We start from the raw sequence: 12,496 nt of genomic DNA on the forward strand, positions 1-12,496 counted from the left end.
GTGGTTCAGCTCAACTGCCATGAAAATGCCTCCCGTTCGATGGTTCGATCCTAGGAGGCGGGAGGTGCGTGGCCTATCGGCCGTAGGTCTTACGCAGATGCCGGTCTACTCGCTCTTGCCGGTCTGCTCGCCGACGCCGGTCTACTCGGTGATGTCGATCTTTCCGTTGGCGGCGGCCGTACTGCCGTTGGCCGGCGCCGGCACCGGGGCGCCCCGGCCTTCGGTGATCCCCTTGAGGAGCGCCGGGAGGTCGATCCCGGTCGTGGAGCCGAGCAGTTCGACGCCCTGTGCCACGTTGTCGGCGACCGCCCGGGGGAGCCGGCCGGCGCCGTCCGTGGAGATCACGGTCATCTTGTCCACGGCGGCCAGCGGCTCGGACGCCTTGCCGACCACCTCCGGCAGCACCTCCACGAGCATTTGCAGCACCGCCGCGTCACCGTACTGCGCGAACGCGTCCGCCTTCTTCTGCATGGCCTCGGCCTCCGCCGCGCCCTTCGCGCCGATCGCGGCGGCCTCCGCCTCGCCTTCCAGGCGTACCGCGTCGGCGAGCGCCGCACGCTGTGCCTTCTCGCCCTCACCGGTGAGCCGGGCCCGCTCGGCGGCCGCCTCGGCCTCCTTGACCGAGGCGATCCGGCGCGCCTCGGCCTCCTGCTCGGCCTGGTAGCGGGCGGCGTCGGCGGGCTTGCGCACCTTGGTGTCCAGCTCGCGGTCGGTCAGCGCGGCCTGCCGCTGCGCGACCTTCTCCTGCTCGGCGAGGACCTCCTGGCGGCGCGCCGCCTCGGCGAGCGGTCCGGCCGCGTCGGCCCGCGCCGCTGCCTCGTCCGTCTCTGCCTTGATCTCCGCCTGCCGCAGCGCGAACGTCCGCTGCGCGACCGCGATCTCCTCCTCGGCCTTCAGCCGGGCCTGCTCGGCCGCGCGCCGGGCCACCGCCTCCGCGATGTCGGCCTCCTGCTTGGCGCGGGCGGCCTCGGGGCGGCCGAGGTCCTCCAGGTACGAGCCCTCGGTGGTGATGTCGTGGATCTGGAAGGCGTCCAGCACCAGGCCCTGCCCGGACAGGCTGGCCTCGGCCTCCTCGGCGACCTGCCCGGCGAACGCGGCCCGGTCCCGGATGACGTCCTCCACGGACATCCGGCCCACGATGGCCCGCAGCGCGCCCGAGAGCACCTCCTGCGTGAAGCCGACGATCTCGTCCTGCTGCTGCAGGAACCGCTGGGCCGCGGCCCGGATGCAGTCCTCGGTGCCGCCGACCTTGACGATCGCGACGCCTTCGAGGTTGCCCTTCACGCCGCGCAGGGTCACCGCGCCGCGCACCGCGACCGGGATGTGCCGGCTGGACAGGTCGAGGGTGAACTTCTGCTGCACGAACGGCACGACGAAGACGCCGCCGCCGACCACGACCTTCTGGCCGCTGTTGTCGGTGAAGACCCGGCCGGTCTCCGGGTCGGTGGACTGCTTGCCGCGCCGGCCGGTGACGATGAACGCCTCGCTGGGCCCGGCGACTTTGTAGCGCGTGATGACGACCAGCGCGAGGAGTGCGACGAGGACGACGATGCCTGCCACCGCCGTGAGGACTGGACTCATGGTGAATTCCCCCCTGCCCCCGTAGGACGGACGGCAGATCGGTTCGGTTGGTGAGAAGTACGCAGTGGGTGAGAAGTACGCGGGAGTGGATGTCCGGTGCGCAGGGGTCAGCGCTCGACGGCGCGGACCTCCACCGACGTCGGTGACAGCGCGGCCGCGACCCAGATCTCGGCGCCGCGCTCGATGGGCGCGTCGCCGCGGGCCGCGAGCTTCACCGGCTGGCCCGCGAGCCGCAGCAGTACCTCGCCGTAGCCGTCGGCCGGGATGGCGGTGACGACCGAGCCCGCGGTCCCGACGAGGTCGTCCCCGCGTGGGGTCGCCACGGTCTGATCGCGCATCAGCGCCCGGCAGGCGCGCCAGGTCAGCCAGCCGGCGGCGAGGCCGGCGAGGGTGCCGGCCGCGGCGGCCGGGCCGGCCCCGAGGCCGGTGGTGCCCAGTACGAGCGCGCCTCCGAAGCCGAGCATCGAGACGAATCCGGCGATCACCGGCAGCGACAGCAGCCCGTCGAAGAGGCCGTCGAGCACGCCGAGGCCGCCGAAGAGCCCTTCCAGCACCCCGTCGAGGACGAGCGAGAGGGCCAGCACCACGATGCCTGCGATGCCGAGACCGAGAAACCAGGCCATCGGAATACCTCCCCCGTTGCGCATTCTTTCCTGGTCAACGCCATGTTTTCAGCTGCTCACCGAAAACGTCATTGCCGGATCCCGGCAATCTTTACGCAATTCTGATGCCGGGTCACCGTGCGCGCGGCCGGGTCAGCTCGTGCGGTACCGCACCAGGAGCATCGCGGCGTCGTCGTGCAGCGGGCCGCCGGTGTGGGCCACCAGGTCCGCGCGGATGGCGTCCACGGCGGCCTGCGGGTCCGGTTCCTTGAGCAGCGCGGCGCGCTCGTCCAGCGGATAGAACCGACCGCCGCCGTCCCGCGCCTCGGTGACCCCGTCCGTGTAGAAGAGCACCTGGTCGCCGGGCGCGAACCCGACGTCGTACGGCTCCGGCCCCTCCTCCCCGTGCGCGGTGAGGCCCAGCGGCAGGGCGCGGCCCGGCGGCTCCAGGTAGGCCACCCCGCCGTCCGGGCGGACCACCAGCGGCGCGGGGTGGCCGTAGTTCAGCAGCGTCATCGTCCCCGCGCCGGTCTCGGCGAGCACCGCGGTCACGAACTTCTCGTCCGGCAGATGCCGTTCCAGGGCGCGTTCGAGCCGGGCGCCGACGGCGGCCAGGTCCGGTTCGTCGTACGCGGCCTCCCGGAAGGCGCCGACGACCACCGCGGCCGTCTCCACCGCCTCCAGGCCCTTGCCCTGCACGTCCCCGATGAGCGTCCGCACGCCGTACGGCGAGGCCACCACCTCGTACAGGTCCCCGCCGATCCGTGCATCGGCGACCGCGGAGGTGTACGAGACCGCCATGCTCAGCCGGCCCGCGCGGCGCGGCACGGCACGCAGCAGAACGCGCTGCGCGACCTCGGCGATGGACCGTACGTTCGCCAGCTCGGCCTCCCGGCGCTGCCGCATCACCGCGGCCACCACGCCGGCGACCGTGACCCCGGCGACCGAGAGCAGGGCGGTGTAGCCCCGGCGCCCGGAGAAGAGCCCGTCGTACACCCCGAGGACGAGGCGCAGCACGAAGGAGAGGACGCCGATCAGCGCCGTGCGCCGCCGGCCGCCGGTCAGCCCGGCGAAGGCCGGGCCGAGCGAGACCAGCGGCAGGAAGCCGGCGGCCGGCCCGGCCGTGAGGTCGGCCAGCGTGACCACGGCCATCACCGCATAGGGGAGGGCGCCCAGGGCCACGGTGGCAGGGTGCCTGCGCCCCTTCACGACCCGCCCCGCTGTCACCACGCGCCCCCGCTCCCGTTCGTCAGTCCCCTCGCGTACGGACGGCCCCGGCGATCGGCATCAGCCAGGGCCATCTCATTGTTACTTTAAGCAACTTTTGCACAGCCGAACCAAGACAATTCCCCCACCGTTACCGAACCGACGCAAGAGTGTCCCGGTCCGGTGCCGGACGTGCCCGTCAGGCCGTGAGGATCGCCGGGTCGCTCACGCCCGCCTCGCCGGTCTCGACATGGCCGGCGAAGCGGCGCAGGAACGTCGCATCGGCCTCGGAGGTCACCGTCAGGTCGTACCAGCGCTTGCTCGGGCGCAGGTCGACGGTGTGGGTGACGGTGGCGCCGGCCCGGACCTTGAAGGTCTCGTCGGGACCGCCGTAGGCGTTGGCCAGGGTGAGGTCCACGTCGGAGCGGGCGGTGTTGGTGAAGCTGAGCTTCACATTGCCGGTGGTGGCGTCGTGGCGGGCCGTCACCTCCGGGCCCGCTGCCTTGCCGGGCCCCTTGAAGACGCGCAGGAAGCCGTTCGGGCCGAAGACCGAGAGGTCGTAGACGCCCTTGGAGTAGGCGGTGTTCCAGGTGTCGGTGACCGGCTTGCCGGCCGCCGCGGTGTACGTCCAGGGGCCGTCGCCGCGGTTCCCCGCGGTCACGTAGAAGGCCGCGCCCGTCTTGTCGCCGCCGCTGAGGGTAAGCGTGTACTTCCCGGCCGCGGCGTCGGCCGAGCCGTCGGCGTGCGGGGCGTAGGGCAGGGCGCGGGCCGGGCGGGAGCCCTTCTCCTGGCGGGGGAGGGAGGGGTTGGCCGGAGGCTTGGGGACGTAGTCGGGGTGCCGGTCACCGTCCGGCGGGCGGTAGCCCTCGGTGTCCGGCAGGTCGGCCGGCCGGGTGTCCGGCTGCGCGAAGTCGAAGGCCGAGGTCAGGTCGCCGCAGACGGACCGGCGCCAGGGCGAGATGTTCGGCTCGTGGACGCCGAAACGGCGCTCCATGAAGCGGATCACGGAGGTGTGGTCGAAGGTCTCGGAGCAGACGTAGCCGCCCTTGCTCCAGGGCGAGAGGACCAGCATCGGCACCCGCTGGCCCAGGCCGTACGGGCCCGCCGCGTACCCCTTGCCGCCCTTGTAGAGGTCCGGGCCGACGTCCACGGTGGAGCGGCCCTGGGAGTCGGAGGACGGCGGGTACGGCGGCACGACGTGGTCGAAGAAGCCGTCGTTCTCGTCGTAGGTCAGGAACAGCGCGGTCTTGCTCCACACCTCGGGGTCGGAGGTGAGCGCGTCCAGGACCTGGGAGACGTACCAGGCGCCGTAATTCGCGGGCCAGTTGGGGTGCTCGGTGAACGCCTCGGGGGCCACGATCCAGGAGATCTTGGGCAGCTTCCCGCCCTTGACGTCGGCCTTGAGCTGATCGAAGAGGCCGTCGCCCTTCTTGACGTTCGTGCCGGTGCGGGCCTTGTCGTACAGCGGGTCGCCGGGCTTGGCGTTGCGGTACTGGTTGAAGTACAGCAGCGAGTTGTCGCCGTACGTGCCCCGGTACGCGTCGTCGATCCAGCCCCACTTGCCGTTCGCGTCGAGCCCGTCGCCGATGTCCTGGTAGATCTTCCAGGAGACGCCGGCCTTCTCCAGCCGCTCGGGGTAGGTGGTCCAGCTGTATCCGGCCTCCTCGTTGCCGAGGACCGGGCCGCCGCCGCTGCCGTCGTTGCCGGTGTACCCGGACCACAGGTAGTAGCGGTTGGGGTCGGTGGAGCCGATCAGTGAGCAGTGGTACGCGTCGCAGATGGTGAAGGTGTCGGCGAGCGCGTAGTGGAACGGGATGTCCTCGCGCGTCAGATACGCCATGGTCGTCGCCGACTTGGCGGGTATCCACTGGTCGTACTTGCCGTTGTTCCACGCCTTGTGGCTGCCCGCCCAGTCGTGGTTGAGGTCCTGGATGAACTGCAGGCCCAGGTCGTCGGCGTCCGGCCGGAACGGCAGCACCTCCTTCGTGCCGTCCGGCTGGTGCCAGACCGACTTGCCGCTCGCCAGGTTCACCGGGCGCGGGTCGCCGAAGCCGCGCACGCCGCGCAGCGAGCCGAAGTAGTGGTCGAAGGACCGGTTCTCCTGCATCAGTACGACGATGTGCTCGACGTCGTCGATGGTGCCGGAGCGGTGCTGTGCCGGGATCGCGGCGGCGCGGGCGATGCTGCCCGACAGCGCGGTGAAGGCCGCGGTGCCTCCGGCGAGTTGCAGGAAGCGGCGGCGGTCCAGATGCGACATGGGCGGGTGACCTCTTCGTCAGGTGGGGGGCACGAGAGACGCATGGTGCGCGAAGTAATTCTTGCGGCGTCTGCGCACGCAGCGAAACCCCGCCTCGCGATCATTACGTGACCAAGAGGTGCCGATGACCTGACCGTGAGCCGAACCGTGGGTGCTCCTTACGGGTGGCGGCCGGCCGCGGGGCGCTGCGGACCGCGGCAAACGCCGCCGGTGATGTCAGGCTGGCGGATGTCGGACCGGTCGGACGGAGGCTATCGGTGGTCCACGTTGAGCGGCAGGCGCGCGCGGCAGCCGCCGCGAGGCGCCGGATCGAGACCGGCAGCCGGATCCGCGGCTGGCTGACCACCACCGACCACAAGGTGATCGGCAACCTCTACCTCGTGACCGCCTTCGCGTTCTTCCTGTTCGCGGGGTTGCTGGCCATGCTGATGCGGACCGAACTGGCCCGCCCCGGACTGCAGCTGGTCACGGCCGAGCAGTACAACCAGCTGTTCACCATCCACGGCACGATCATGATGCTGCTCTTCGCGACGCCGATGTTCGCCGGCTTCGCCAACGCCGTCATGCCACTGCAGATCGGCGCGCCGGACGTCGCCTTCCCCCGGCTGAACGCGCTGACCTACTGGCTGTTCCTCTTCGGCGGCCTGATGGTCGTCTCCGGCTTCCTCACCCCGCAGGGCGCGGCGTCCTTCGGCTGGTTCGCGTACGCACCGCTCAACGGCGCCGTCCGGACGCCGGGGGAGGGCGGTGACCTGTGGGCGATGGGCCTGATCCTGTCCGGGCTCAGCACGACGCTGGGCTCGGTGAACTTCATCGCGACCATCATGACCCTGCGCGCGCCCGGCATGACGATGTTCCGGATGCCGATCTTCACCTGGAACGTCCTCTTCACCTCGATCCTCGCCCTGCTGGCCTTCCCGGTCCTGACCGCCGCGCTCTTCGCGCTGCTCGCGGACCGCAAATTCGGGGCGCACGTCTTCGACGCGGCGTACGGCGGCTCGATCCTCTGGCAGCACCTGTTCTGGTTCTTCGGGCACCCCGAGGTCTACATCGTGGCGCTGCCGTTCTTCGGCGTGATCACCGAGATCGTGCCGGTCTTCAGCCGTAAACCGATCTTCGGCTATGTCGGCATGGTCGGCGCGACCATCGCCATCACGATGCTCTCGGCGACCGTCTGGGCACACCACATGTTCGCCACCGGCATGGTGCTGCTGCCGTTCTTCTCGCTGATGTCCTTCCTGATCGCCGCGCCCACCGGTGTGAAGTTCTTCAACTGGATCGGCACGATGTGGCGGGGCTCGCTGTCGTTCGAGACGCCGATGCTGTGGGCCGCCGGCTTCCTGGTGACCTTCCTGCTCGGCGGGCTGAGCGGGGTCCTGATCGCCTCCCCGCCGCTGGACTTCCACGTCACCGACACCTACTTCATCGTCGCCCACCTGCACTACGTCCTGTTCGGGACGGTGGTCTTCGCGATGTTCGGCGGCTTCTACTTCTGGTGGCCGAAGCTGACCGGCCGGATGCTCGACGAACGGCTGGGGAAGATCCACTTCTGGACGCTCTTCGTCGGCTTCCAGACCACCTTCCTCGTCCAGCACTGGCTGGGCTCGGAAGGCATGCCCCGGCGGTACGCCGACTACCTCGCGGCCGACGGCTTCACCGTCCTCAACACCGTCTCCTCCGTCGGCGCCTTCCTCCTCGGCCTGTCCACGCTGCCGTTCCTCTACAACGTCTGGAAGACCACCAAGTACGCGGCGAAGGTCGGCGTGGACGACCCCTGGGGCTGGGGCCGGTCGCTGGAATGGGCCACCTCCTGCCCGCCGCCCCGGCACAACTTCCACGCGCTGCCCCGCGTCCGCTCCGACTCGCCCGCCTTCGACCTGCACCATCCCGAGGCGTACCGGCTGCCGGGCGGGGAGCGCGGGACGGTGGAGCCGACCCCCGACACGCACGGAGAGCAGAGCCGATGAAAGCCGAGGCATACCTTTTCGGCGGGGCGGCGGGGTTCTTCTTCGTCGTGGACGTCGTCTACGCGCTGACCTCCCTGGAGCCGGCGGGCGTGGCGGCGCTGACCGTCTCCTGCCTGATGGCCGCGGTGGTGTCCTTCTTCTGCGCGACGAACCACCGGCGCAGGGGGCCCCGGCCGGAGGACGAGCGGCAGGGGGAGGTCATGCACCGGGCCGGCCGGCTGGACTTCTTCCCGCCCAAGAGCGGCTACCCGCCGCTGACCGCGCTGGGCGCGGCGGTCGCCGGACTGGGCATCGTCTTCGGGCTGTGGCTCTTCCTGATCGGCTTCGGCGTGCTGGTGGCGGGCGCCTTCGGGATGGTCTTCGAGTTCAACGACCGGTAGCCGGCCGACGCCGGCGCTACCGGGAGGAGTCCGGCGCCTCCGCGGCCTCCCGGTCCGGGCTCGCGGTGCGCTCGCTGATCTCCAGCCGCTGCTCGGGACTGGCCGGGAGCGGTACGTGATCGCGGTAGTACCAGCCGCTCAGCGCGATCCGCAGCCGCCGGCCGCGCGAGGTGAGCCCGGCCGCCGGGCGGGGCAGCGGCTCGGGTACGTCGCGGACGAGGATGACGTACTTCCGCTCGGCGGAGATGCCGGTGTGCCCTTCGCCCAGCGCGCCGTAGACGCTCTGGGTCACCTCGCCGGTCTCCTCGCCCTTGGTCAGCAGCTCGCGGTCCGCCGCCTGCAGGGCGAGGCAGAGCCGCTTGGTGAGCCAGAAGGCGGCGACCGGCCCGAGGACGAGGGCGATCCGCAGCACCCACGTGAGCGCGTTGACCGAGATCCGGAAGCTGTAGGCGGTGACGTCGTTGCCGCCCGCCAGCAGCAGCACGGCGTAGAAGACGACCGCGGCCACGCCGAGCCCGGTACGGGTGGGCCGGTTCCGCGGCCGGTCGCACAGATGGTGCTCGGCGCGGTCCCCGGTCACCCAGCGCTCGAAGTAGGGATAGAGGTACAGCGAGACGAACAGCAGGCCTGGAAGCACGAGCGTGGGAATGAAGACGTTCCACATGACCGTGTGGCCCCACAGGTTCGTCTCGAAAGGCGGCATGAGCCGCAGGCCGCCCTCCAGGAATCCCACGTACCAGTCGGGCTGGACGCCGGTGGACACCTGATCCGGGCGGTACGGGCCGTAATCCCAGACCGGATTGATCTGGGCCAGTGCGCCGAGGCAGGCAAGTACGCCGAAAATCATCAGCAGGAAGCCGGTGGTCTTCACGGTGAAGTGCGGGACCATCGGCTGTCCGACGACGTTCCTGTTGGTGTGGCCGGGCTTGTTCCAGTGCGTGTGTTTCAGGGTCACCACGAGCAACAGGTGCAGGCTGATCAGCGCGATGATGATTCCCGGGATGAGCAGGATGTGCAGCACGTACAGGCGCGGAATGATGGCCGTCCCCGGATACGCGCCCTGCCAGAGGAAGAAATTGAGATAGGTGCCGACGAGGGGAATGGAGGTCACGATGGCATTGGCGGTGCGCAGCCCCGTGCCGGACAGTGAATCGTCCGGCAGGGAGTAACCGGCGAAGCCTTCCAGCATCGCCAGCATGAAAAGCGTGACGCCGACCATCCAGTTCAGCTCGCGCGGCCGCCGGAAGGCCCCGGTGAAAAAGACCCGGAGCAGATGGATGCCGATCGCGGCCAGGAACACCAGGGACGACCAGTGATGAATCTGCCGGATGAGCAGCCCGCCGCGCACCTCGAAACTGATGTCAAGGGTGGAGGCGTACGCGTGCGACATCCGCGTGCCGTCCAGCGGAATGTGCCGGCCGTGATAGACGGTCTCCGCCATGCTCGGGTCGAAGAACAGTGTCAGATAGGTGCCGGTGATCACCAGCACGACGAAACTGTAGAGCGCGATTTCCCCGAGCAGGAAGGACCAGTGGTCGGGGAATGCCTTGCGGAGCAGTGCCTTGGCCCCCTCGGCGAGGGGAAGCCGCTGGTCGAGGGCGGTGAACGCGGTGACGGCCGCCCCCTCGGCCCGCTCCTCCAGCCGGGCCCCGCGCCGTCGGAACACCTGCACCGAACTCCCTCCGGGGCCCGTGGCCCGGCCGCCGCTCATGACTTCCTTGCATGGCTAACCGGTACGGTTCGGAGACAATCCGGAAAGGGGCCGCGACGCCGCCGCCCGGCCGGTTTGTTCAGCCGTTCGGCGGAGCGGACGGAAAGGTGCTGGACGGGGGCATGGCCAAGCGCGGCCGGTCGCGTTCTCCGCGCTCGGCCGCTTCACGGGCGGGCGGCGGCCCGGCGCCGCGCGCCCGGGGCCTCAGCCGTTACCGAAGGAGCCGCTGTGGCCCTCCTGCCATTTCCCCGGCTTTTTGCCTTCCTCGTCCGGGCGAGTACCGCGCGTGCCGTCGAACTCGTACGGAGTGCGGCGGTGACCGTCCTGCGTGACCTCATCGCCCGTGCGCATTCCCGTTTCGTATCCGCGGGGATCCGTGGGTGTCTTCGGCTGTTCTTCGGCGGAGGCCGGCCGCGACCGCTTGCGCCGCAGGCCGAGGGCCACGGCACCGATGAGCAGGAGCACGACGACGAGGCCCACGACGAACGGACCGATGCCGACGAGCAGGTCGCGGTTGGGAGCCGCCAGGGACTCATAGCTGGTCATGTCGGCCGGGTACCCGCGAATACCGGAAACGACACGTGTCACACATTCGGACGAGCGTGGATTTCCGGGCCGCATCGGCGTGTGCGCACGGTGCTGCCAGGGCGCTTCCGCCGCACCGCCCCCGTGAGCGGCCGCGGAAAGCAGCGCCCACGGTGCGCCGGGCGGCGAAGTGAGAAAATGTGGGCAGTGAGCCGAGGATTCGCCGCCGGGCGGTGCTCGTATGTCCGGGTACCCGGCCGGTGGTTTCGGAAACAAGTGTTTCAGCCGGAAAGCAACAACTGCCCGGCAGCCGGTAACGCGCGGCAAAAGCCGCCGTTCCCGGTGATTCTGCCGGTGCCGGAATCCCGACGGAAGGGAAGGGCCATGGCCGCCACCACCGCGCTCCGCCGCCATCAGGATGCTCCGGACACCGACGCCGCCTTCGCCCGGCTGGCCGAGCTGGAGGACGGGCCGGTCAGGAAGCGGCTCCGCGAGGAGATCGTCTGCGGCTGGCTGCCGATGGCCAACCGCCTCGCCCGCCGCTACAGCGGGCGCGGCGAGACCGAGGAGGACCTGCGGCAGGTCGCCGCGGTCGGCCTGCTCAAGGCCGTCGACCGGTTCGACCCGACCTCGGGCACGCCCTTTCCCGCGTACGCGATCCCGACGATCCTCGGTGAGCTGCGACGGCACTTCCGGGACGACCTGTGGGCCGTACACGTGCCGCGCCGCACGCAGGAGCTGCGGGCCACCGTCCACCAGGCACGCGAGCAGCTGGAATTCCGCAACGGCTCCGGCTCCCTCACCATCGGCGACCTGGCCGAGCACACCGGCCTGTCCGAGGAGGACGTGGTGCTGGGCCTGGAGGCGCAGGGGGCGTACACGGCGCTGTCGCTGGAGTGCCCCATGAGCACGGACGCGGGCCACTCCTTCCACCTCGCCGACTTCCTGGGTGACGAGGATCCGGAGCTGGAGCTGGTCGAGGAGCGGATGTGCGCGGCGCCGGTGCTGCGGGCCCTGCCGCCGCGCGACCGCGCCATCCTCTACCTGCGGTTCTTCCGCGACATGACGCAGAGCCAGATCGCCGAGGAGGTCGGCATCTCGCAGATGCACGTCTCCCGCATCCTGCAGCGGTGCTGCCGCCTGGTGCGCGTCGAGGTGACACCGCAGGCGTGACACCGCAGGCGTGACGGGCACCCGGTGGCCGTGCGAGTCACCGACGACGTCAGGGGTGAAGAACAGCGATGAGCGACGAGCCGACCGGTCCCGAGCTGCCCCGGGACCGGGGTCCCGTCTCCGCGGCCGTGATCACCGCGCTGCGCGGCGGCGGCCCGCCGGCCGCGGACGACGCGGCCGCGGCCGCCACCGCCGACCCGTACGGCGACGACCTGCAGCTGGCCCTGTACGTGGCGTACGAACTGCACTACCGCGGCTTCGCCGGCGTGGATCCCGCGCTGGAGTGGGACCCCGACCTGCTGCGCCTGCGCGCCGTACTGGAGCGGCGCTTCCTCGACGCGCTGCGGGCCGACGCCACGCGGCACGAGGACGCGGCCGGGGCGCTGGACGAGCTGCTGGTCGAGCCGGTCGGCGGGGACGGCGTCCCGCACCTGCTGGAACGCTCCGGCACCCGCGCTCAGCTGCGCGAGTACGCCGCCCAGCGCAGCCTGTACCACCTCAAGGAGGCCGATCCGCACGCCTGGGTGCTGCCGCGGCTGTGGGGGCGGGCCAAGGCGGGGATGGCCGCGGTGGAGTTCGACGAGTTCGGCGGCGGGCGCCCCGAGCGGGTGCACGCACAGCTCTTCGCGGACCTGATGACGGACCTCGGCCTGGACACCACGTACGGGCGCTACCTCGACGCGGGCAGCGCGGAGATGCTGGCCCTGGTCAACCTGATGTCCCTCTTCGGGCTGCACCGGGCGCTGCGCGGAGCGCTCGTCGGGCACTTCGCCGCGGTCGAGGTGACCTCCTCGCCCGCCTCCCGCCGGCTGGCCGCGGCGATGCGGCGCGCGGGCGCGGGGCCGGCCGCCGAGTTCTTCTACACCGAGCACGTCGAGGCCGACGCGGTGCACGAACAGGTCGTACGGCACGAGGTCGTGGACGGGCTGCTGGCGGCCGAGCCGCACCTGGAGCGGGACGTCGCCTTCGGCATCGACGCCACCGGCTTCCTGGAGGACCGCTTCGGCGCACGGCTGCTGGCGGCCTGGCGGGCGGGGGAGTCGTCACTGCGGGTGGCGCTCGGGCCGGACCTCGCGCACGTACCGTAACCCTCC

10 protein-coding genes are annotated in these 12,496 nt (G+C 70.8%); 4 read left to right on the forward strand and 6 right to left on the reverse strand.

Annotated features, from left to right (window positions below; genetic code table 11):
* Positions 1 to 141: 141 nt before the first annotated feature.
* The 4 genes from ACZ4MH_RS24040 to ACZ4MH_RS24055 form a co-directional block, all read right to left on the reverse strand.
* On the reverse strand, positions 142 to 1,581 hold the full coding sequence (locus ACZ4MH_RS24040) for a flotillin family protein (RefSeq protein WP_351596987.1): 1,440 nt from the start codon (positions 1,579 to 1,581) through the stop codon (positions 142 to 144).
* A 107-nt stretch (positions 1,582 to 1,688) separates the two neighbouring features.
* Positions 1,689 to 2,204 carry a hypothetical protein gene (locus ACZ4MH_RS24045; RefSeq protein WP_351596984.1) on the reverse strand — a complete coding sequence of 172 codons (516 nt, stop codon included), beginning with the start codon at positions 2,202 to 2,204 and terminating at the stop codon, positions 1,689 to 1,691.
* A 132-nt stretch (positions 2,205 to 2,336) separates the two neighbouring features.
* Positions 2,337 to 3,335 (reverse strand): PP2C family protein-serine/threonine phosphatase, encoded by a 999-nt coding sequence (locus ACZ4MH_RS24050; RefSeq protein WP_351597004.1) that lies wholly within the window; start codon positions 3,333 to 3,335, stop codon positions 2,337 to 2,339.
* Positions 3,336 to 3,588: 253 nt separating this feature from the next.
* A complete protein-coding gene (locus ACZ4MH_RS24055) occupies positions 3,589 to 5,646 on the reverse strand; it encodes a phosphocholine-specific phospholipase C (protein ID WP_351596981.1) in 2,058 nt (685 codons plus the stop codon).
* A gap of 257 nt (positions 5,647 to 5,903) precedes the next feature.
* Between ACZ4MH_RS24055 and ctaD the strand changes: the two genes are divergently transcribed.
* Positions 5,904 to 7,613, forward strand: coding sequence for an aa3-type cytochrome oxidase subunit I (gene ctaD, locus ACZ4MH_RS24060; RefSeq protein WP_467754673.1), 1,710 nt, complete (start codon positions 5,904 to 5,906; stop codon positions 7,611 to 7,613).
* A complete protein-coding gene (gene ctaF / locus ACZ4MH_RS24065; protein WP_351596978.1) occupies positions 7,610 to 7,993 on the forward strand; it encodes an aa3-type cytochrome oxidase subunit IV in 384 nt (127 codons plus the stop codon). The genes ctaD and ctaF overlap by 4 nt, the downstream gene beginning before the upstream one ends.
* Before the next feature lie 16 nt (positions 7,994 to 8,009).
* Here ctaF and qcrB read toward each other — a convergent pair whose 3' ends face one another.
* Together qcrB and ACZ4MH_RS24075 are read right to left on the reverse strand one after the other, a co-directional pair.
* A complete protein-coding gene (gene qcrB, locus ACZ4MH_RS24070; protein ID WP_467754674.1) occupies positions 8,010 to 9,704 on the reverse strand; it encodes a cytochrome bc1 complex cytochrome b subunit in 1,695 nt (564 codons plus the stop codon).
* Positions 9,705 to 9,908: 204 nt separating this feature from the next.
* A complete protein-coding gene (locus ACZ4MH_RS24075; RefSeq protein WP_351596972.1) occupies positions 9,909 to 10,250 on the reverse strand; it encodes a DUF6479 family protein in 342 nt (113 codons plus the stop codon).
* 363 nt (positions 10,251 to 10,613) lie between these two features.
* On the opposite strand from ACZ4MH_RS24075, the gene ACZ4MH_RS24080 reads away from it, so the two are divergent.
* Both ACZ4MH_RS24080 and ACZ4MH_RS24085 read left to right on the forward strand, forming a co-directional pair.
* Entirely contained in the window at positions 10,614 to 11,402 is a 789-nt protein-coding gene (locus tag ACZ4MH_RS24080) for a SigB/SigF/SigG family RNA polymerase sigma factor (RefSeq protein WP_351596969.1), read from the forward strand.
* A 68-nt stretch (positions 11,403 to 11,470) separates the two neighbouring features.
* Positions 11,471 to 12,490: an iron-containing redox enzyme family protein gene (locus tag ACZ4MH_RS24085; RefSeq protein ID WP_351596966.1), complete on the forward strand. Its 1,020-nt coding sequence runs from the start codon at positions 11,471 to 11,473 to the stop codon at positions 12,488 to 12,490.
* Positions 12,491 to 12,496 lie beyond the last annotated feature (6 nt).

The sequence above is a fragment of the Streptomyces sp. NPDC026301 genome (assembly GCF_055567935.1).